A 19585-nucleotide genomic window follows, 5' to 3' on the forward strand; every position below is an offset into this window, starting at 1 on the left:
GTTCCGCGGCGGGTCTACTCGGTCTCGACCGCGGCGTGGCGGCGCTGCTGCGCCGCGTAGCCCAGGATGAGGAGGCCGGCCACAGCCAGGCCCACCCCCACCCAGGCGGGGGAGCGGTAGCCCCAGCCGGCGGAGATGACGATCCCGCCGAGGAAGGCGCCCATGGCGTTGGCCAGGTTGAACGCCGCGTGGTTCATGGCGGCGGTCAGGGACGGCGCGTCCTTGGCCTCGCGCAGCAGCCGCACCTGGAGCGAGGTCGTGAAGATCGAGCCCATGATGCCGATCCACAGCACGCCCAGGACGGCCGCGACGGGCACGTGGACGAACAGCGCGAAGAAGGCCAGGGCCACCCCGGAGACGGCACCGGCGCCGAGGGCGGTGCCCTCGATCGAGCGGTCGATGAGCGGACCGGCCAGCAGCGAGCCCAGGGTCATGCCCACGCCGAACACGGCCAGCACCCACGGCACGGTGCCGATGTCGAGCCCGGTGAGCTCGGTCAGGGTCGGGGAGATGTAGGTGTAGACCGCGAACATGCCGCCGAAGCCGACGGATCCGGCCAGCAGCGTCAGGGCCACCTGGGGGCGGCCCAGGGCGCGGACCTCCTGGGCCGCCGAGGCCATGCCCTCGTTGCGGGTGCGCGGCACCCACAGGGCCAGGGCCCCGATGGTCAGAGCGCCCAGGAGCACCACCAGGAGGTAGGCGGAGCGCCAGCCGAGGGCACCGCCCAGGGCCGCGGCGAACGGCACGCCCACGATGTTGGCGATGGTGAGGCCCAGCATCACCCGGGCCACCGCGGTGCCGCGCCGCTCGCGGGCCACCAGGGAGGAGGCCACCACCGCGGCGACCCCGAAGTAGGCGCCGTGGGGCAGACCGGACAGGAACCGCGCCACGTAGAGCCACTCGAGGGAGGGTGCGGCGGCCGACAGCCCGTTGCCCACCACGAACGTGAGCATCAGCGCCAGCAGCAGCGTCTTGCGCTCCATCCGGGCGGCGAGGGACGTGATGAGCGGTGCGCCGACCACCACGCCCAGGGCGTAGAGCGAGATGGACTGGCCGACGGCGGGGATCGAGGCGTCAAAGTCCTCGGCGATGAACGGCAGCAGGCCCATCGAGGCGAACTCGGTGGTGCCCACTCCGAAGCCGCCCATCGCCAGGGCGAAGAGGGCGAGGCGGGTGCCGGCGGGGCCGGGGGCATTGACCACCTGGAGCAGGGCGGTGCGGGGTGCAGACACGGCGGGTCCTTCCGTGGAGGGCGCAGGGACGGTGAACGAGCACGTCGTCGAGCCCGAGCGAAAGAAAAGGGAAGACCTTCGATGCTACGCGGATCCGCCCCGGTCTCCCATGCCTCGCGGTGTGATCTTCGTCAGCTCGGCCGGCGCCGGAAGGGGCCCGGTGGGCCGCCCCGGTGGAGCTCGCCGCCGCTCCGGTCCCACGGAGCGCCGGCAGCCCGGACGAGGGCGTGCGCGAGGAGCAGCGCGGGAGCCGTTTCGTCGCAATTGTCATTTGTGTGGCTTGCCCGCCCGTCCGTGGCATGCTTCGTCTCGTTATGAGGATCGTCATGCTCCGGAAACACGACGTGCCCGATGCAGTAACACGCACTTCCTACAGTCGGAGCAGTACCGCTCGCCCCGCCCCCAAGGAGCAGCCCATGACCGAGCACGCCGGACCAGGATCCGCGCCCGGGGTGCCGCACGCCCGGCGGCCGGTCCTCCGGGTGGTGGGCGGCACCGCCGTCGAGCCCGCGCGCACCGAGCCCGTTCCCCCCGAGCCCGACCCGGCCGACGACGCGCGGGCCCGTGCCGCGGCCGCGCGGGCCGCCCATCCTTCGTCCGGCCTGGGCGTGCCGGGTTTCCAGCGCCCGCAGCCCGACGCAGACTCCGGCCAGGCGGAGCGTCCGGCGCCCCGCACCGAGGCCCATGCGGCACGCACGGAAGAGCAGCGGGCAGGGCAGCAGCCCGGCGCACCCGCTGTCGACATCCCCGCCCTCGACGGGCTCGGCCCGCACGTGGTCACCGGCCCGGTGCTCCTGCCGGCCGCCCGGTCCGGCGACGCGCTCAAGGTCGAGGTGCTCCACGTCGTGGGCCCCGATGCGTCCGACGGGCCCCTCGAGACCGGGTGCACCGCCTACTTGCCGGTCCGTGCGGACGGGGCCGTCTTCTGCCCCCGGGAGCTCCACAAGGCTCTGGGGGCAGCCGGACAGCCCCTGCGCGGCACCTTCCGGGTGACCGTGTGCCGGACCGGTGCCCAGGACGTGCCCGCCGTGGCGCACCGGCAGCCGTTCGCCGAGACCGACGAGCACTGGATCGTCGTCGGGCGCTCGGAGACGGAGGACGCCGACGAGCGGACGTTCTGCCTGACCGCGGCCATGCAGCGGGCCGTGCGGGCCGGGGTGGACTTCCTGGCGCGGGACCGCGGCATGGACCGGCCCATCGCCCACGCCTATCTCTCGAGCGCCGCGGAGTTCGCCGTCACCCGGATGGAGGACAGCTCCGCGGGTGCCCACGGCCGGATCCGCAAGTCCGACTTCCGCTGAGCGACCTCCTCGGATCGGGCCCCCACCCTGTGCGATCGATGTGCTTTCGTAACCGTCATATTTCGCATGAGAGACGCAGGACCCACCGGTAACCCCCTACTGTGGGTGACGCAGGTCACGCGGGCGTCCGTGCGCGGTCCCGACAACGAGGTCGGGCTGTCGCCGCCGGTAGCACCACGGCCGGGGCGCCCGGTGACCTGTCCAATCCCCCGCTCCTGCCGTCGGCGCACGCCGTCACGGCACGGGAACACGGGAATCCCGAACCCGAAACACCGTCTTCCTGGGGTCGGAGGCCTCCGCGAAAACTGCCCCTGACCTCGGGGGACACCCATGAGTGAGCACTTCGCCCGCCGCGCCGTCGACGACCTCCAGCGGGGTCTGGGGCGGCGCACCTTCTTCCGCGCGGCCGCCGTCGTGGCCGCCGTCGGCACGGTCGCCGGCACGGGCCCGGGGGCGGCGTCAGCGGCCGTGCCGACGGCGGCCCAGCACTCGGGAGGCGGCCGCCGCGGACTTCGCCATCTCCCAGGCGGTGGACCGCACCGTGGGGGTGCACGGGCTGATCCGCAAGGCCGACTTCGACCGCCCCTGACCCCGGACTGTTAACCTGCGGGCATGACATCGTCCGCCCGGGCGGAGGCCACCGCCACCTCCCTGCCGCGCACGCTCGCCCGGGTGCTCCTCGGGCTCTCCCTGCTCGGCGCCGGGATCAGCCACCTCACGGTGGCGCGTCAGGAGTTCACGGCCCAGGTGCCCGAGTGGCTGCCCGTGCCCGACGACGCCGTGGTGCTCGGGTCCGGGGTGGTCGAGATCGTCCTCGGCGCCGCGCTGGTGGTCCTGCCCCGGCGGCGGGTGCTGCTCGGGTGGCTCGCCACGGCGTTCTTCGTGGCCGTGTTCCCGGGCAACGTCTCGCAGTACCTCACGCGCACCGACGCCTTCGGCCTGGACACCGACCGTGCCCGGGCCGTGCGGCTGCTGTTCCAGCCGCTGCTCGTGCTGTGGGCGCTGTGGTCCACGGGGGCGTGGCGGGCGTGGCGCCGCCCCTGCCGGGGTCAGTCCCGGCGGTCGGCGTAGCGCTCGGCGTAGCGGTCCCGGACCCGCCGGTACAGGGTGAACGTGCCGAGATAGGCGAGGGCCGCGAGCACCACGACGGGCAACCACTCCTGGGCGTTCACGGAGGTCAGCAGCACCCCCGCGGAGGTCAGCACCAGGGCCAGGACGAGCAGGCTCGCGACGATCGACTTCACGGGCGTCCTTACGGTCGGGTGCCTCCATGGTATTCGCCGGCCGACCGGCGAGTCGGCCGGGAGGGTGAGGAGCACGGGCTGCAGCCCGGCCATGGGCGCCTGCCGACGGCTGGCCGGACCCCACGACGTCGTCTGCGACTCCACCACTGCCGAGTCGGCTGTGCCGCGAGATCAGAGACTTCGCATCGCTGACCTCGCGGCACAGGCGGAACGGGCATCGGCTGCCCGGTGCCGCTCGGCGCCTCGGCCGCCGGTCAGGTGGTGCGGACGATGAACACCGAGCACGGAGCGTGATGAGCAACCCTGCTCGGCACGGAGCCGAGCAGGAATCGTTTGATCCCCGTCATGCCCTTGTTGCCGACCACGACGATGTCGGCGTTGCGCTTCTCGGCGACCCTGATGATGGCTTCTGCCGCGTCACCTTCCTGAGCCACGGTCTCCACGGAGAGGTCGGTCCGACCGAGCGAGTCCACGGCCTCGGCGAGAACCTCTTCGGCCTCGGTCCGGCGGGCGGAGCGCCAGGACTTCGGCGCGGGCACGTTGTGCGCTTGTTCCCCCAGCTTCGTGTCGGCGCCGTTGGCGAACGCCGTGAGGATCAGCAGTTTGGCGCCCAGGTTCGCGGCCAGGTCGGCCGCTTCGGCCACGGCAAGGGTTGCGGTCTCGGACCCATCCGTGCCGACGAGGATCAGCTCAGTCATGGAGAGCCTTTCGTTGGTTGTAGGAGCGGTGACGTCAGTTGTGGGCTCGCCCGGCCCTGGCCTCGGCGTTCAGGTCCTCCCAGAAGTTGGCATGCTTGATGCCCAGTTTGGTCGGGTCGAACACAGGGTCGAGACCGGCGTTGCGCTGCTGGTCGTAGTCCTTGAGCGTCTTGATGGCGATCCCGGACACGAAGATCAGCGCGGTGAAGTTGAGCAGTCCCAGCGCACCGTAGCCGATGTCGGCGGTCGCCCACACCAGGCCTGCGTCCGAGATCGTGCTGTAGAAGGTCACGGCGAGGATGGCGACTTCGAGGATCCGCACGAGGACGGGATTCCGGTGCCCGACGAGGTAGGCCAGGTTGGCCTCGGCGATGAAGTAGAAGGCGACGATGGTGGTGAGCGCGAACAGTGCGATCGCGATGGCGATGAACGGACCACCGGCAGGCTCCCACACCGTCTCGATGGCTGCCTGGGTGAAGTTGGGGCCGGCGGCGACGCCCGGCAGGTTGGTCGAGATCTCGGTGCCGTCCGTGGTGACCACGTTGTACCTGCCTGTCACCACGAGCATCAGGCCGGTCGCCATGCAGATCGTCAGGGTGTCGATGTAGATGGAGAACGCCTGCACCAGCCCCTGCTTGGCCGGGTGGGACACATCGGCGGCGCCCGCGGCGTACGTGCCCTCACCCACGCCCGCGACGTTGGAGAACAGGGCCCGGCGCACGCCCCAGGCGATCGCCGCTCCGATGATTCCACCGTAGACGGAGTCGGCGCCGAAGGCGCTGCTGAAGATCAGGACGATGGCTGCCGGCACCTGGGTGATGTTGATGATCAGCACGAGCAGGGTCATGAGCAGGTAGCCCAGGGCCATGATCGGGACGGCGACATTGACGAACTTGAGGATGCGTCGGCGCCCACCCCAGATGATGAGGCCGAGGGTGGCGGTGATGACGAGCCCCGTCACCCAGGTCGGCACACCCAGCCCGAACTCCGCGGCGACACCGATGTTGGTGGCTTGGACGCCCGGGGCCAGCAGGGTGTAGAGGATGAGTGCGATCACGGCGGCGACCATGCCGAGCCAGCGCTTCTGGGTGATTTTCGCGAGGTAGTAGGGGACACCGCCCTGCAGCTCACCGTCGATCCGCTCCTTGTAGATCTGCGCGAGGGTCGACTCGACGAACGCCGTCGCACCGCCGAAGAAGGCCATCACTCCCATCCAGAAGAGCGCACCGGGCCCGCCGAAGCCGATGGCGGTCGCGACGCCGGCAATGTTGCCGACACCGACGCGGTTGCCGATCGTCAGGGACAGCGCCTGGAACGGCGTCAGGCCCCCCTCGTGGTCTTTGCCGTCTCCTTTGAGCTGCGTGATCATGTCCTTGAACAGCCGGATCTGGAGGAAACGGGTGCGCACCGTCAGGTACACCCCGATCGGCATGGCCATGAAGAGCATGATCAGCCACAACCTGTCGCCGATCGCGTAAATTTGATCAACCATGGCTGACTCCTCGGAGAGTGTGTGAGCGGGAATCCGATGGGTGGACGATGGCCCGCGGCACGAGCCGTGGGCCGGTGGAGCCATCCTGACCTCCGGGGAGGTCCGGGTCCAATGAAAAACCGGCAAGACGTCCTGGCCACCGGCTGCTGGCGGATGGCCGGCCAATCCACCAGAAAAGGCGACGAGGGTGGGTTGTCGTCCGGCAGTCGGCCGAGGCGGCCTCGAGGACGGATGTCAGATGGTCGGTGGGTGCACCACGACGGATGAGCCTGTGAGTGTGGCCTTCGTCACCACAGCTGACTGTAATTTGTGATCACAGATCAGACAAGAGGTGGATGTGAACTGGTCGTGACGGTTCTCCTCGCGGGGAGGGAAGGAGCTGAGCGCCTCGACCCACCGACCCCGGCCTCCGGGAACGTGGCCGTGGGGCGCGTCCTAGAATGAGGTCCATGTCGTTGCACAAGCTCGAGCCCAGCATCCTGGTGGCGGATCAGGTGTTCGAGGCGATCCATGACGGGATCATGAACGGGGACCTGCCCGCCGGTCACCGGTTGCTGATCCGCGATCTCGCCGCCGATCTGGGCACCAGCGTCATGCCCGTGCGCGAGGCCATCAGGCGGCTCGAAGAGGCTGGCCTGGCCGAGAAGGTGCCCTACAAGGGGGCCGTGGTCAAAGGCCTGACCCGGGACGAGCTGCTGCACGTCTACGACGTGCGCCGGCTGCTCGAGGTGCAGGCGGCGCTGCTGGGAGCGGCCTGCGTGTCCCGGCGCGAGGTGGACCAGATGCGTCAGCAGTACGGGGCCATGCTCCGGGCACTCGAGGAGCACCGCGTGGCCGACCTCCTGGACCATGACGAGCAGCTGCTCAGCATCCTGTACGCAGCCTCCGGCAATCCCGTCCTGCTGGAGATGGTCCGCACGCTGTGGCGCCGCTGCCGGCCGTACAAGATCGTCGGCGCGCGCAACACCTTGGACTCCGGTGATCCTGCCGTTCTCTCGATGTTCCAGGAGCGCCTGATCGAGGCTGTGGCGAGCCACGATGCCGCGGCGGCCGCACGGATCAGCGACGAGTCCGTGCTCAGCGCGACCGAGCGCATCCGCCGAGCTCTTCCCGACCAGGTGTCCGTGCTCTGAGTGCGACATGAGGGCGGAGGACCCGCACCGAGGGAGCGCTTCCCGGTGCGGGTCCTCATCATCGACGCCGCGGGCATCAGCTGCAGGGCTCCGCAGGTGGGCCTCCACGCCCGCACTGACGTGCGGGGCGGTGCATCTCCGTTTTCCTCTTGTGTGATGTGTGATCACATTCTATGGTTTGAGGAGATCGGCACCACATCCCAGGGGCCCCGTCTCGCACAGCGCAGCCGAGGGGCGAACTGCCGCTCCGACCCCCGCCCCGCGCTTCCCGTGCCGGCGGAGGCCGAACGGCGGGGACGAGCCCGCCCCCCGCTGTTTCCCCCGCCACCGCCCACCACATCCCAGGTCCTCGCGACCGCACAGGTCACGGTCTCCGTCCCGACGGACCCATCGAAAGGGAGAACCATGAAAGACGCAGTCATCGTAGGCGCCGGCCTGGCCGGTCTCTCCGCCGCCTGGCGCCTGCGGCACTGGGACACCGTGGTGCTGGAGTCCGAGGACCGCGTCGGGGGGCGGATCCGCTCGGAACGCCGGGGTGCCTACTGGTTGAACTGGGGCGGACACGTCTTCGCCGGCCCCGGGTCGTCCACCGATGCCCTGCTCGGTGAAGTGGGCGTGACGGCCGTCGAGATCCCCGGTTCGCTCAAGGCCCTGTCCATGAACGGGACGTTCCTCCGCAAGGGGCACATCGCCACCTACCCGTTGCGCATCCCGATGTCCCTGTCGTCCCGCGTCGACACGGTGCGGGCCGGGATGAAGGTCGTCAGCGGTGTCGCCAAGTACACGGGCGTCGTGCGCAAGCGCGCGGGGGAGTCCGGTGCCATGCGGCAGCAGCGCATCTACGACTTCGAGAACGACAGATCCTTCCTCGACTACATGGGGAACCTGACGGAGGACGCGGCCGCACTGTTCCAGACCACGGTCACCCGCTCCGCGGGTGACATGGACGAGATCTCCGCCGGCGCCGGCATCGGGTACTTCAGCCTGGTCTTGGGCATCGGCCAGGGGCTCAACCGCGGGATCGTCGGCGGCCCGTCCACGCTGACCGGATCGATCGCGGCCTCGCAGGGCGACCGGATCCAGCTCGGAGCCTCGGTCCAGGAGGTGGTGCACCGGAAGGACTCCGTCGTCGTCCGCTACCGCCAGGACGGTGTGGACCGCGAGGTCGAGGCCCGCACCGTGGTGCTGGCGACCACCGCCGATGTGTCCCACCGGATCGGCGTGGACCTGCCGGAGGACCTGCGTGGTGCGCTCCACCAGATCAAGTACGGCCCGCACGTCAGCACGGCCTTCCTGACCGACGAGACCTCGGCACGGCCGTGGGACGACATCTACGCCATTGCGGCACCGAAGCACTCGTTCGCGATCGCCCTGAACCAGGCGAGCATCGTCCGCGGTGCCGAGTCCGTGCGGAAGCCCGGCGGCAGCTTCATGACGTTCTCGCCGGCCGGCCTGGGACGCGCGCTGCTGGACAAGAGCGACGAGGAGGTCGTCCGGACCCACCTCGCCGATCTGGACCAGGTACTGGGTCACGGGTTCGCCGGCAGCGTCGTCGAAGCCGAGACGGATCGTTGGACGAAGGCTTCGCCCTACAGCTTCCCCGGCCGGGCCAAGCTGCAGGCCACGCTCATGCGAGGGACGGACCGCGTGTTCCTGGCGGGCGACTACCTCGGAACTCTCTACACCGAGAGCGCGATCACCACCGGGTTCTCGGCGGCGCAGGAGGCCATGAGCCTGCTGGCGACCGAGCAGCAGACCCGCCGCAGCCACCGCGTGCCGAGCCTCCCCACCCTCGTGTGACGGATCCTCCCCGTCGCCCCGCACCCCGTCCTTCCGTCCAGTCCGATCCCCTCGACACACGTCTCCCATCAGCAACAGACAGGAAAACTCATGTCCGCACAGCTCAGCGGTGTGCTCACCGCCCTCGCCACCCCCTTCACCGCCGACGGCCGGATCGACGAGGCGCAGCTGCGCTTCCTCGTGGACCGTTCCATCGACGGTGGTGTGGACGGGGTCGTGGCCTGCGGCTCCACCGGGGAGTTCGCCGCCCTCAGCACCGACGAGCGACGTCTGGTGGTGGAGACGGTCGTGGAGCACACCGCCGGCCGGGTGCCGGTCGTGGCCCAGACCGGGGCGACCAGCACGGCCGAAGCCATCCGCACCTCCCGCCACGCCCAGGAGTGCGGGGCCGACGTGCTCATGCTGGTCACCCCGTACTACGAGCCGCTCTCGCTGGCCGAGACCACCGACTACATCCGCACCGTGGCCGAGGCCGTGGAGGTGCCGGTGATGCTCTACAACATCCCCGCCGCCACCGGGGTCAACCTCGACCACGAGACCGTGGGAGTGCTGGCCCGCGAGGTGGAGAACATCCGCTACATCAAGGACTCCAGCGGCAACATGGAGCAGGCCAACCAGCTGATCCACCACCACGCCGAGCACATCTCCACCATCATCGGATGGGACGCGCTGATTCTGGCCGCCCTGACCGAGGGCGCGGCCGGGGTGATGGCCGGGGCGGCCAACGTCGCCCCGCGGGAGATCGTCGCCGTCCACCAGGCCGTCGCCGCCGGGGACTTCGCCAAGGCGCGGGCCGAGTGGGACCGCATCTACCCGCTGATCGACCTGCTGCTCTCCACGGCCTTCGTGCCGGCGATCAAGGCCGCCCTGGGCCTGCTCGGCCACCCCATCGGCACCCCGCGCCGGCCCACCGCGGACCTGGATCCTGCGTCCCTGGCCCGGCTCGAGAAGCTCGTCGCCGAGCTGCAGCTGGAGTCCGCCTCCGTCTGAGCGGCTCCGGGGACCGGCGGGCACGCGACGTCGGTCCCCGCATCCGGCCGCGACCATCCACGTTTCACCACCAACCATCAGGAGTGACCGATCATGACCTCACCGGCAACGACCACCTCGGGCACCGTCCGACGGGCCTCCGACTCCTCGCCTCTCGTCGCACCGGAGGAGCTGCCGCCCCGTGAGCACTTCATCGCCGGGCAGTTCCGGGCAGGGACCGACAACGACTCGATGACGGTCGTGGATCCCTGCACCGAGAACGCCATCTGCGAGGTCCCCCAGGGCACCGTGGCCGACACCGACGCCGCGGTGCGCGCCGCGGTGGAGGCCCGCCAGACGTGGGGACGCACCACTCCGAAGCACCGGGCGGAGGTCCTGCTGGCCATCGCCGACCGGCTGGCCGAGAACGCGGACCTGCTGGCCCGGCTCGAGGCGCTGAACACCGGCAAGCCCATGATGGTGGCCGAGGACGACGTCGCCATGTCCATCGACTCGTTCCGGTTCATGGCCGGGGCGGTGCGGGCGACGACCTCCCTGGCCGCCGGGGAGTACGCCGAGGACCACCTGTCGGTCATCCTGCGCGAGCCCCTCGGCGTCGTGGGCGTCGTGACACCCTGGAACTACCCCCTGCTGATGGTCGTGTGGAAGATCGCCCCCATCCTGGCCGCGGGCAACACGGTGGTGCTCAAGCCGTCCGAGCAGACCCCGCTGACCACCTTGAAGTTCGCGGAACTGGTCGCGGACCTGCTGCCGGCCGGGGTGTTCAACGTCGTGACCGGCCCCGGGTCGGTGATCGGGGCGCGCCTGTCGGAGCACCCCGAGGTGGACATGATCGCCTTGACCGGATCGGTCGGCAGCGGGCGCTCGGTGGCCCGGGCCGCGGCGGAGTCGCTCAAGCGCGTCCACCTGGAGCTCGGCGGCAAGGCCCCGGTGGTGATCTTCGAGGACGCGGACCTGGAGGCGGCCGCGGAGTCCCTGCGCACAGCCGGGTACTGGAACTCCGGGCAGGAGTGCGGCGCGGGCTGCCGGGTGATCATCCACGAGTCCGTCGCCGAGCGGTTCGCCCAACTGCTGGTGGAGCAGGTGAGCACCCTGGTGGTCGGCGAGCCCGCCGCCGGCACCGACGTCGAGATCGGCCCGATGATCTCGAAGGGCCACTTCGACCGGGTCCTGGGCCACCTCGAACGCGCCCAGGAGGCCGGGGCGAAGGCTGCGGTCGGCGGCGGTGCCCTGGACGGCCCGGGCTATTTCGTGGCTCCGACGGTGCTGGTGGACGTTCCGGAAGGTGCGGCCTGCACCCTGGAGGAGATCTTCGGGCCCGTGGTCACCGTGGAGACGTTCTCCACCGAGGACGACGCGATCCGCCGGGCCAACGAGGTGCCGTTCGGCCTGTCCGCCTCGGTGTGGACGCTCAACGCCCAGCGCAGTCACGCCATCGCCTCGCGCCTGGACGCGGGGACCGTCTGGGTCAACTCGCACCTGGTGCTGGCCACCGAGATGCCCTGGGGCGGTTTCAAGGGCTCCGGTTACGGTCGCGACCTGTCCGCCTACGCCCTGGACGACTACTCGCGGACGAAGCACGTCATGCACCACACGGGGCGCTAGACCGCACCCACCGGCTGCAGCTCGATCAGGAGCCCGCCCGTCGTCGACGACGGGCGGGCTCCTGATCGACCTGCGGCACGTGCCGACAGGGCCGTGCGCCGCCTCAGCAGGCCGCGGCGAGCGCGGGGCCTGTCTCGTTCCCGCGGAGTCCCGCGGGAACGTCGGCCGGGCGCAGCAGCTCCTGCACGTCCGCCTCGTCGAGCGCGGTCTCGCGGGCCAGGAGACTGATCGGCACGCCGTGGCGCACGGCCAGGCGAAGCTCGTCGCGCAGGGCCTCGACGGCCTGGTCCAGCCGCCAGCGCTCGGCCTCGAGATCGGCGTCGAGGGCGCAGAGGCGCTGGGCCTGCTCCTGGGCGTTCCAGGAGACGAGGGGGCCGGCGTCCGCAAGGGCCTGGTCGAAGGACCACTCCGCGGTCTCGACCCGTCCGGCCGCGGCCAGGATCCGCCGGGTGAAGAACGGGCGGAACAGCATCGACTCGCCGTCGGGGACGATCGCCGGCACCGCGCCCTCGGGCAGCGGCGTCTCCTGCAGGAAACCGCACTCGCACGCGTGCACCCGCCGGCCTTCGACCGCAGCCTGGGCCACGGCATGGTTGACGCGGTCCTGCACCTCCGAGAAGTCGAGGGTGCGCACCGGTATGATCCGCCCGCAGTGCACGGGGGCGGCCGCGACAGCCCCGGGATCGTTCCGGTCGGTCCGGGAGAGTGAGGGACCGGGCTCCTGGCCGGTGGCCGTGGGGTTCTGCTGCTGGTTCATGCCTCAACCTCTTCTACGCGTACCCTGCTGCGTTCCGCTGCGACTGCCTGCGGCCCCGAGGAAACCGCACGGTTCCCATCGAACAGCAGTATTCCTAGGTTGTCTAGTTACTAGGCCATCTTGTTTATAGATCGCTTACACTGTGGGCATGAACGCGCACCCCGAGACCTCCTCCGGCTACTGGTACGCCACCGAGGGCAAGCGCCCGCCGGCGCTGCAGGTCCTGGAGGCCATGCGGGCGTACCGCGCGGCCGAGACGGCCATGCGCCTCCGGGCCCGCGAGTCCATGGGCATGGGAGAGCGGGACGTGCTGGCCCTGCGCTACCTGCTGGAGGCAGACCGCGCCGGGAGCCCCCTGAGCCCGCGGGACCTGGCGAGCAAGCTGGGCATCTCCTCGGCCTCGACCACCACGCTGCTGGACCGGCTGTCCCGCAGCGGTCACGTGGCGCGCCGACCCCACCCCACGGACCGGCGGGCGCTGGTGATCGTGGCCACCGACGAGGCCGACTGCGAGGTCCGCTCCACCCTCGGTGCCGTGCACGAGCGCATGATGCGAGCAGCCCGCTCGCTGACCGCGGAGGAGGCCGCCACTGTGACCGCCTTCCTGCGCGCGATGGCGGAAGCTGTCGGGGTCCCCGACGACACCGAGCCCCAGGAGCGGGTCGAGGACTGCCGGCATCCGGGCCACGGGGCCGCCTGAGCCGGGCACCCACCCCGCCGGTCGCCGCACCGACAGGTCGCCGCTCGCGCGGGACCACTCGGCACGAGGTCCCCGGCGCCAGACCCCCGGCACCGGACGCCGGGGCACGAAAGGAGATCCCCATGGGACTCGACGACAAGATCCGCAACGCGACCGACAAGGCGGTCGGCTCGGCCAAGGAGGCGGTCGGTGGCGCCACCGACAACCGCGACCTGCAGGCCGAGGGCAAGGCGCAGAAGACGGCCGGGACCACGAAGCAGGCCGGCGAGCACCTGAAGGACGCCGCCCGGAACGTCGGCGACGGCCTGCGGAGCTGAGGTGACGAGTGCGCCCCCGGCCCGGGAGAGGGTGGGGGCGCACCGTTGCGCCGCGGCGCACTGTGCAGTCGGCGGCCTGCAGGGGAACGGTCCGCCGTTCTGCGGCACCGGTGTGTGCGCCGGCGCCGCCAGATAACCTACCAGTCGGTAAACGTGCCTGGGAACGACGCCGGTCCCTGCGTCCCGTGCGGGCGGCGGGGACCGGCGTCGTCGTGCCGGGGACTCCGGCGGACCCGTCAGTGGGTCGGGAAGCCCAGGTTGATCTGGGACTCCGAGGGCTCGGGCCAGCGCGTGGTGACGAGCTTGCGGCGGGTGTAGAAGTTGAAGGACTCCGGGCCGTACATGTGGGTGTCGCCGAACAGGGAGTTCTTCCAGCCGCCGAAGGAGAACGCACCGATCGGCACCGGGATCGGGACGTTGACCCCGACCATGCCGACCTCGATCTCGAACTCGAACTGCCGGGCGGTCTTGCCGTCGCGGGTGAACACCGCCACCCCGTTGGCGAACTGGTTGGTGTTGATCAGCCGCACGGCCTCCTCGTAGGTGTCCACCCGCACCACGGACAGGACCGGGCCGAAGATCTCCTCGTCGTAGGCCTTCATGCCGGGCTTGACGTGGTCCAGCAAGGAGACGCCGGTGAAGAACCCTTCGCCGTCGAACTCCTGGGCGGTGCCGTCGACGACGACGGTCGCCCCCTCCGCGGACGCTCCCGTCACGTATCCGTTGACCCGGTCCAGAGCCGCCTTCGTGATGAGCGGGCCCATCTGAGAGGCCGGGTCGGCGCCGTCGCCGATGGTCAGGTCCGCGATCCTTTCCTGGAGCCGCTCGATCAGCGGGTCGGCCACGTCCCCGACCGTGACGAGCACCGAGACCGCCATGCAGCGCTCCCCGGCGGAGCCGTAGGCGGCCGAGATCGCGGCGTCGGCGGCCCCGTCCAGGTCGGCGTCAGGCATGACCACCATGTGGTTCTTCGCCCCGCCGAGTGCCTGGACGCGCTTGCCGTACTGCGCGGAGGTCTCGTAGATGTACTTGGCGATCGGGGTGGAGCCCACGAAGGACACGGCCTTGACCAGCGGGTTGGTCAGCAGCTCGTCCACGGCCACCTTGTCCCCGTGCACCACGTTGAGCACCCCCGGGGGCAGACCGGCCTCGGCGAAGGCCTCGGCAATCCACACCGCCGCCGAGGGGTCCCGCTCCGAAGGCTTGAGGATCACGGTGTTGCCGGCGGCGATCGCCGTGGTGATCATCCACAGCGGGACCATGGCGGGAAAGTTGAACGGGGTGATGCACGCGACCACCCCGACCGGCTGACGGGTCTGGTGCACGTCGACCCCAGTGGCGGCCTGCTCGAGGAACTCGCCCTTCATGTGGTGCATCAGCCCCGCGCAGAACTGCACGTTCTCCAGCCCGCGGGCCACCTCACCGGCCGCGTCCGAGAGGACCTTGCCGTGCTCGGCGGTGATGATCGCGGCGAGCTCCGGGGTGCGCTCCCGGATGATGTTCTCGACCTTGAACATGATCGCCGAGCGCTTCGACATCCCGGTGGCCCGCCAGGCGGGCAGGGCCAGCTCGGCGGCCTCCACGGCGGTGGCGACCTCCTCCGCGGAGGCCAGCAGCACCTGCTTGGCCACCTGCCCGGTGGCGGGGTTGTAGACGTCCGCGGTGCGTCCGGACCCGCCGTGGCGCTTCCCGTCGATGAAGTGCTCGATGACCGCGCCGGTGGTCCGGGGGTCCTGGCCGCCCTGCTGGGCGTGCTGCTGTCCGGAGCGCTCAGCGCTCTGCTTGGTGTCCTGCATGGTGTCCTCCTGTGTGGTCCGTCGCCGCTCAGGCCCGGTCCGGGTCCCAGCCCGGGATCTTCTCGTCCGGAGCTGCGTACTTGGCGATGAGGGAGCAGTCCTTGTCCCCGAGTCCCTCGTCGACGAGCTGCTGGAGCTTCTCGGCCACGAGCTTCGCGGCGGGCAGGTGCACGCCGGTCTGGTCGCCCGCCATGAGCGCCAGGCCGGCGTCCTTGGCGGCGAGGGCGGCGCTGAAGGTGGCCTCGAAGTTGTTGTTGGCGGCGGCGGAGTCCACGATCCCGGGCACGGGGTACCAGGTCTGCAGCGCCCAGGAGTTGCCGGAGGACACCGAGGCGATGTCCCAGAACACCTGGGGGTCCAGGCCCAGCCGGTCGGCGAGCACGGATCCCTCGGCGCAGGCCTCGAGGCAGATGAACAGCATCATGTTGTTGACGATCTTGGCGGCCTGGCCCGTGCCGGCCTCGCCCGTGGCCACGATCTTGCGGGCCATCGGCTCGATGAAGGTTCTCGCGGTCTCCACGACGTCGGGCTTCCCGCCGACCATGAAGGTCAGGGTGGCTGCCGCCGCGCCGCTGATCCCGCCGGAGACCGGCGCGTCCACGAAGCGGAAGCCAGCGTCCGCCGCGGCCCTGTGCAGGTCCATGGCGGTCTCCACGTCGATCGTGGAGCTGTCGATGAGCAGCGCGTCCCGGGGGGCGAGCGCGATGACGCCGCTGTCCCCGAGGTAGACGGCCCGGGCGTGCTCGCCCTTGGGGAGCATCGTGAACACGACCTCCGCGCCCTGCAGGGCCTCCTCCATCGTGTCGAAGGTCTGCACCCCCTTGTCGCGGGCGGCCGCCATGGCGTCGGCGCTGACGTCGTGGCCGCGGACGTCGTGGCCCGCTTTCGCGAGGTTGGTGGACATCGGGTTGCCCATGTGGCCGAGGCCGATCCAGGTGATGGTGGTCATCGGGGAGTCCCTTCTGCAAGGTCGTGAACTGTGAGGTCGTGGACTGCGAGGTGTCGAACGGCGAGGTGCCGAGAGGCGGGGGTCATGCACAGCGCGCCCAGCGGCGGACCGGGGAACCGGTCCGCCGCTGGGCGCGGGTGGGTGCTGAGGTCGGGAATCAGGAGGTCCGGTCCCGGGCGGCCTTCTCCTCCGAGAGCCGGCGCCGGTCCTCGGCGTCGACATCCTGGAGGGAGATGCCCTTGGTCTCGCGCAGCGTCGCCACCGCGAAGAGGGTGATGAGGCAGGCGATGCTGATGTAGATCGCGATCGGCACCCAGGAGTTGAACTCGCGCAGCAGGGCGGTCGCGATGATCGGGGCCAGCGAGCCGGCCACGATCGAGGTCACCTGGTAGCCCAGGGAGACGCCCGAGTAGCGCATCCGGGTGGGGAACATCTCGGCCATGATCGCCGGCTGCCCGGCGTACATGAGCGCGTGGATCATCAGGCCCAGGGTCACCGCCGCGAGGATGATGAAGCTGTTGTCGGTGTCGAACATCGGGAAGGCGATGAACGCCCAGCCGATGCCCAGGACCGCGCCCGCGGCGTACATCGGGCGGCGGCCCACCTTGTCGGTGAAGCGGCCGACGATCGGCACGGTGATCGCGTGGATCACGTGGGCGATCAGGAGCAGGAGCAGGATCCGGCTGGTGTCCACGTCCCGCTGGGTGGACAGGTAGGTGATCGAGAACGTCACCACCACGTAGTAGAGGATGTTCTCCGCGAACCGCAGGCCCATGGCGCCGAAGACGCCGCGGGGGTAGCGGCGGAAGACCTCGCCCACGCCGTACGCGGCGCTCTTCTGCTCCACGACCTCCTTCTGGGCCTCCTTGAAGATGGCGGCGTCCGTCACGTGGGTGCGGATGTAGTAGCCGATGGCCACGATGACGATCGACAGCCAGAAGCCCACGCGCCAGCCCCAGGCGAGGAAGGCCTCCTCGGAGAGGGTGAAGGACAGGGTCAGCAGCACGATGGTGGCCAGCAGATTGCCCAGCGGCACGGCGGCCTGTGGCCAGCTGGACCAGAAGCCGCGCTCCTTGTTGGGGGAGTGCTCGGCCACGAGGAGAACCGCGCCGCCCCACTCGCCGCCCACGGCGAAGCCCTGCACGAAGCGCAGGACCACGAGCATCGCCGCGGCCCAGTAGCCGATCTGGTCGTAGCCGGGCAGGCAGCCCATCAGGAAGGTGGCGGCGCCGACCATGACGATCGAGATCTGCAGCAGGTGCTTGCGCCCGTACTTGTCGCCGAAGTGGCCGAAGACGATGCCGCCCAGCGGGCGGGCGATGAAGCCGACGGCGTAGATCAGGAACGCCTTGAGGATGCCGTCCAGCGGGTTGCCGGTGTCCACGAAGAACAGCTGGCCGAAGACCAGGGTGGACGCGGTGGCGAAGAGGAAGAACTCGTACCACTCCACGACCGTGCCGGCCATCGAGGCCGCCACGACCTTCTTCAGCCCGCCCCGGTTCTCGGGGGAGTCGTTCGGGTCCGCCGAGGCGGCGACCCTGTCCTCAGTGCTCATGTGGGTTCTCCTGTTGCTGGGTGAACGGTGACTGTAGTCACATGGTTTGCCACCAGTGTGCGGATATGTGGTGCCCTTCACAATGACCATGCGCTCGCGGCGCCTGTGCAAAAATGCACATACCGCCCGGTCGTGTGTGCTTCCTCGGTCTGGTCCCGCTGTCCGGAGGAGTTTCCCCTTGTCACACGGTGCCGATGACCTCCTCCTCCTGCTCGAGGTCATCCGCCACGGCTCCTACGCCGGCGCCGCCGCGGACCTCGGGCTCAGTCACACGACCGTGTCGCGGCGGATGGCCGCGCTCGAGAAGACCGTGGGGGCCCGGCTGCTCGTGCGCACCGGCGAGATGTGGGAGCCCAGCGAGCTGGGCCGGAAGTTCGTGGCGGCCGGGGAGGAGATCGAGGCTGCGCTGGGATCCCTCCCGCTCGGCGCGGGCGGACGCGGCAACAGCATCAACGGAGTGGTGCGGGCGCTGGCCCCGGACGGCTTCGGCGGCGTGGTGATGGGCGCGGCCATGCGGCGGCTGATCGAGGAGCACCCCGGGGTGCGGCTGGAGATGATCAACGCGGCCCGGCGGGCGCAGACCAACCCGGTGGGCATCGACCTGGAGGTGGTCGTCGGGCGCCCGGAAGTCTCGCGCAAGGAGGCCTTCCACCTCGCCGACTACTCGCTGGGCGTCTACGCCGCGCGGGACTACCTCGCCGCCCATCCGCCCATCAGGACCCCCGACCAGGTGCAGGAGCACCCGCTCATCTACTTCGTCGACTCCATGCAGGATGTCGCGGAGCTGGACATCCCGCGCCGGCGGTTCCCGCGGATGCGCCAGGGCGTGGGGGCGACGTCGTCGGTGGTGCACGTGGAACTCACCCGTGCGGGCGCGGGCGTCGGGCTGCTGCCCTGCTTTCTCGCGGAGCGGGCCGGGGACCTGGTGCGGCTGTTCCCCGAGGAGCTGTGGTTCCCCGTGGAGTACTGGGTGGTCTCCCGCGCCGATCTGCTGCGCCGGCCGGCCGTGCGGGCGGTCATGACCGCGATCCGCGCGGCCGTGGCCGACATGCAGGAGGAGCTGATCGCGGCTCCGTCGACGAGCAGGGACTGACCGTCAGCGAGACCGGATCTCGCACTCGGCCAGGTCGAGCATGATGCGCTCCCCGGCGGTGTCGTCACGGACCCACACGACGTGGACCTGCGGTGCGACGTCCTCCACGACGCCGGTGCCCACGGGATAGCCCGTACGCCGGAACTCGACCCGGTCCCCGACGCACCAGGGGCTCGGACCGGGGTCCGACATCTCGACAGTGCTCATGGCCCCGGGACACCTCTTTCAGGGTGGTGGTGTCCCGGACCGTGGCGCCGGTCCGGGACGAGCGGATCAGCGGGCGTTGTCGAGGGCGGTGCGGACGGTGTCGAGCAGCTCCGCCCAGGAGTCCTCGAACTTGGTCAGGCCCTCCGCCTCGAGCTTGTCGACGACGTCCTGGTAGGGGACGCCGAGCTCGACCAAGCGGTTGAGCACCGCCACGGACTCGGAGTACGAGCCGGTGATCGTGTCCCCTGTGATCTCGGCGTGGTCGAAGGTCGCCTCGAGGGTCTTCTCCGGCATGGTGTTGACGGTGTTCGGGGCCACCAGACCGGTCACGTACAGGGTGTCCGGCAGGGACGGGTCCTTCACCCCGGTGGAGGCCCACAGCGGGCGCTGCGGGTTCGCCCCGGCCGCGGCGAGACGGTGCCAGCGGTGGGTGCTCAGAGTCTCCTGCCAGATGCGGTAGGCCATCCGGGCGTTGGCCAGCCCGGCCTGGCTCTTCAGCTTCTCGGCCTCGTCGGTGCCGATGGCGTCCAGCCGCTGGTCGACCTCGGAGTCCACCCGGGAGACGAAGAAGGAGGCCACGGAGTGGATGTGGGAGAGGTTCTTGCCCCTCTTCCAGGCCCGTTCCAGGCCCAGGAGGTAGGCATCGATGACCGCGCGGTAGCGCTCGAGGGAGAAGATCAGCGTCACGTTGACGGAGATCCCCTCGGCGATGGTGG

19 protein-coding genes are annotated in these 19585 nt (G+C 70.4%); 9 read left to right on the top strand and 10 right to left on the bottom strand.

The window, feature by feature from the left end; genetic code table 11:
• Window positions 1-14: 14 nt before the first annotated feature.
• Window positions 15-1232, bottom strand: coding sequence for an MFS transporter (locus ACFYE1_RS03170; RefSeq protein WP_387739863.1), 1218 nt, complete (start codon window positions 1230-1232; stop codon window positions 15-17).
• A gap of 416 nt (window positions 1233-1648) precedes the next feature.
• Between ACFYE1_RS03170 and ACFYE1_RS03175 the strand changes: the two genes are divergently transcribed.
• Window positions 1649-2533 carry a hypothetical protein gene (locus tag ACFYE1_RS03175; protein WP_387739867.1) on the top strand — a complete coding sequence of 295 codons (885 nt, stop codon included), beginning with the start codon at window positions 1649-1651 and terminating at the stop codon, window positions 2531-2533.
• Between the two features lie 612 nt (window positions 2534-3145).
• On the top strand, window positions 3146-3604 hold the full coding sequence (locus ACFYE1_RS03180) for a DoxX family protein (protein ID WP_387739868.1): 459 nt from the start codon (window positions 3146-3148) through the stop codon (window positions 3602-3604).
• Here ACFYE1_RS03180 and ACFYE1_RS03185 read toward each other — a convergent pair.
• The 3 genes from ACFYE1_RS03185 to ACFYE1_RS03195 all read right to left on the bottom strand — a co-directional run bounded on the left by ACFYE1_RS03185 (window position 3583) and on the right by ACFYE1_RS03195 (window position 5967).
• Window positions 3583-3777: a hypothetical protein gene (locus ACFYE1_RS03185; protein ID WP_387739870.1), complete on the bottom strand. Its 195-nt coding sequence runs from the start codon at window positions 3775-3777 to the stop codon at window positions 3583-3585. The two genes, ACFYE1_RS03180 and ACFYE1_RS03185, sit on opposite strands and share 22 nt — an antisense overlap.
• A 254-nt stretch (window positions 3778-4031) precedes the next feature.
• A complete protein-coding gene (locus ACFYE1_RS03190) occupies window positions 4032-4475 on the bottom strand; it encodes a universal stress protein (protein ID WP_387739872.1) in 444 nt (147 codons plus the stop codon).
• A 34-nt stretch (window positions 4476-4509) separates the two neighbouring features.
• A complete protein-coding gene (locus ACFYE1_RS03195) occupies window positions 4510-5967 on the bottom strand; it encodes an alanine/glycine:cation symporter family protein (protein WP_387739874.1) in 1458 nt (485 codons plus the stop codon).
• 449 nt (window positions 5968-6416) lie between these two features.
• Here ACFYE1_RS03195 and ACFYE1_RS03200 point away from each other — a divergent pair, with 449 nt between their 5' ends.
• The 4 genes from ACFYE1_RS03200 (at window position 6417) to ACFYE1_RS03215 (ending at window position 11495) form a co-directional block, all read left to right on the top strand.
• A complete protein-coding gene (locus tag ACFYE1_RS03200; protein ID WP_387739877.1) occupies window positions 6417-7100 on the top strand; it encodes a GntR family transcriptional regulator in 684 nt (227 codons plus the stop codon).
• A 405-nt stretch (window positions 7101-7505) separates the two neighbouring features.
• A complete protein-coding gene (locus tag ACFYE1_RS03205) occupies window positions 7506-8900 on the top strand; it encodes a flavin monoamine oxidase family protein (RefSeq protein ID WP_387739878.1) in 1395 nt (464 codons plus the stop codon).
• 90 nt (window positions 8901-8990) lie between these two features.
• Window positions 8991-9890 carry a 4-hydroxy-tetrahydrodipicolinate synthase gene (dapA, locus tag ACFYE1_RS03210; RefSeq protein ID WP_387739879.1) on the top strand — a complete coding sequence of 300 codons (900 nt, stop codon included), beginning with the start codon at window positions 8991-8993 and terminating at the stop codon, window positions 9888-9890.
• A 93-nt stretch (window positions 9891-9983) separates the two neighbouring features.
• The gene (locus ACFYE1_RS03215; protein WP_387739880.1) at window positions 9984-11495 is read left to right on the top strand and encodes an aminobutyraldehyde dehydrogenase; all 1512 of its coding nucleotides are present in this window, start codon (window positions 9984-9986) and stop codon (window positions 11493-11495) included.
• A 103-nt stretch (window positions 11496-11598) separates the two neighbouring features.
• Here the strand turns inward: ACFYE1_RS03215 and ACFYE1_RS03220 are convergent, their stop codons facing one another.
• Window positions 11599-12252 (bottom strand): hypothetical protein, encoded by a 654-nt coding sequence (locus tag ACFYE1_RS03220; RefSeq protein WP_387739881.1) that lies wholly within the window; start codon window positions 12250-12252, stop codon window positions 11599-11601.
• 148 nt (window positions 12253-12400) lie between these two features.
• On the opposite strand from ACFYE1_RS03220, the gene ACFYE1_RS03225 reads away from it, so the two are divergent.
• On the top strand, window positions 12401-12952 hold the full coding sequence (locus ACFYE1_RS03225) for a MarR family winged helix-turn-helix transcriptional regulator (RefSeq protein ID WP_387739883.1): 552 nt from the start codon (window positions 12401-12403) through the stop codon (window positions 12950-12952).
• Between the two features lie 122 nt (window positions 12953-13074).
• A complete protein-coding gene (locus tag ACFYE1_RS03230; RefSeq protein WP_387739885.1) occupies window positions 13075-13269 on the top strand; it encodes a CsbD family protein in 195 nt (64 codons plus the stop codon).
• 236 nt (window positions 13270-13505) lie between these two features.
• Here ACFYE1_RS03230 and ACFYE1_RS03235 read toward each other — a convergent pair whose 3' ends face one another.
• The 3 genes from ACFYE1_RS03235 to ACFYE1_RS03245 all read right to left on the bottom strand — a co-directional run bounded on the left by ACFYE1_RS03235 (window position 13506) and on the right by ACFYE1_RS03245 (window position 17569).
• Window positions 13506-15065: a CoA-acylating methylmalonate-semialdehyde dehydrogenase gene (locus ACFYE1_RS03235; protein ID WP_387739886.1), complete on the bottom strand. Its 1560-nt coding sequence runs from the start codon at window positions 15063-15065 to the stop codon at window positions 13506-13508.
• Between the two features lie 28 nt (window positions 15066-15093).
• A complete protein-coding gene (mmsB, locus tag ACFYE1_RS03240; protein ID WP_387739888.1) occupies window positions 15094-16014 on the bottom strand; it encodes a 3-hydroxyisobutyrate dehydrogenase in 921 nt (306 codons plus the stop codon).
• Window positions 16015-16171: 157 nt separating this feature from the next.
• The gene (locus ACFYE1_RS03245; RefSeq protein WP_387739891.1) at window positions 16172-17569 is read right to left on the bottom strand and encodes an MFS transporter; all 1398 of its coding nucleotides are present in this window, start codon (window positions 17567-17569) and stop codon (window positions 16172-16174) included.
• A gap of 178 nt (window positions 17570-17747) precedes the next feature.
• On the opposite strand from ACFYE1_RS03245, the gene ACFYE1_RS03250 reads away from it, so the two are divergent.
• Window positions 17748-18662: a LysR family transcriptional regulator gene (locus tag ACFYE1_RS03250; protein ID WP_387739893.1), complete on the top strand. Its 915-nt coding sequence runs from the start codon at window positions 17748-17750 to the stop codon at window positions 18660-18662.
• A gap of 3 nt (window positions 18663-18665) precedes the next feature.
• On the opposite strand, the gene ACFYE1_RS03255 is transcribed toward ACFYE1_RS03250, so the two are convergent.
• Both ACFYE1_RS03255 and ACFYE1_RS03260 read right to left on the bottom strand, forming a co-directional pair.
• Window positions 18666-18869: a hypothetical protein gene (locus ACFYE1_RS03255; RefSeq protein WP_387739895.1), complete on the bottom strand. Its 204-nt coding sequence runs from the start codon at window positions 18867-18869 to the stop codon at window positions 18666-18668.
• A gap of 66 nt (window positions 18870-18935) precedes the next feature.
• Window positions 18936-19585: transaldolase family protein (locus ACFYE1_RS03260; RefSeq protein WP_387739897.1), on the bottom strand; the 650-nt coding region annotated here is incomplete at its 5' end.

Origin of the sequence: Kocuria nitroreducens (assembly GCF_042879195.1) — a bacterium.
GTDB lineage: Bacteria > Actinomycetota > Actinomycetes > Actinomycetales > Micrococcaceae > Kocuria > Kocuria nitroreducens.

Bases quoted from the DNA above. Each gene is read 5' to 3' on its own strand.
- mmsB (WP_387739888.1), bottom strand. From the start codon at position 16,014: ATGACCACCATCACCTGGATCGGCCTCGGCCACATGGGCAACCCGATG.
- ACFYE1_RS03215 (WP_387739880.1), top strand. From the start codon at position 9,984: ATGACCTCACCGGCAACGACCACCTCGGGCACCGTCCGACGGGCCTCC.
- ACFYE1_RS03175 (WP_387739867.1), top strand. From the start codon at position 1,649: ATGACCGAGCACGCCGGACCAGGATCCGCGCCCGGGGTGCCGCACGCC.
- ACFYE1_RS03255 (WP_387739895.1), bottom strand. From the start codon at position 18,869: ATGAGCACTGTCGAGATGTCGGACCCCGGTCCGAGCCCCTGGTGCGTC.
- dapA (WP_387739879.1), top strand. From the start codon at position 8,991: ATGTCCGCACAGCTCAGCGGTGTGCTCACCGCCCTCGCCACCCCCTTC.
- ACFYE1_RS03245 (WP_387739891.1), bottom strand. From the start codon at position 17,569: ATGAGCACTGAGGACAGGGTCGCCGCCTCGGCGGACCCGAACGACTCC.
- ACFYE1_RS03220 (WP_387739881.1), bottom strand. From the start codon at position 12,252: ATGAACCAGCAGCAGAACCCCACGGCCACCGGCCAGGAGCCCGGTCCC.
- ACFYE1_RS03190 (WP_387739872.1), bottom strand. From the start codon at position 4,475: ATGACTGAGCTGATCCTCGTCGGCACGGATGGGTCCGAGACCGCAACC.
- ACFYE1_RS03235 (WP_387739886.1), bottom strand. From the start codon at position 15,065: ATGCAGGACACCAAGCAGAGCGCTGAGCGCTCCGGACAGCAGCACGCC.
- ACFYE1_RS03225 (WP_387739883.1), top strand. From the start codon at position 12,401: ATGAACGCGCACCCCGAGACCTCCTCCGGCTACTGGTACGCCACCGAG.
- ACFYE1_RS03180 (WP_387739868.1), top strand. From the start codon at position 3,146: ATGACATCGTCCGCCCGGGCGGAGGCCACCGCCACCTCCCTGCCGCGC.
- ACFYE1_RS03205 (WP_387739878.1), top strand. From the start codon at position 7,506: ATGAAAGACGCAGTCATCGTAGGCGCCGGCCTGGCCGGTCTCTCCGCC.
- ACFYE1_RS03195 (WP_387739874.1), bottom strand. From the start codon at position 5,967: ATGGTTGATCAAATTTACGCGATCGGCGACAGGTTGTGGCTGATCATG.
- ACFYE1_RS03200 (WP_387739877.1), top strand. From the start codon at position 6,417: ATGTCGTTGCACAAGCTCGAGCCCAGCATCCTGGTGGCGGATCAGGTG.
- ACFYE1_RS03230 (WP_387739885.1), top strand. From the start codon at position 13,075: ATGGGACTCGACGACAAGATCCGCAACGCGACCGACAAGGCGGTCGGC.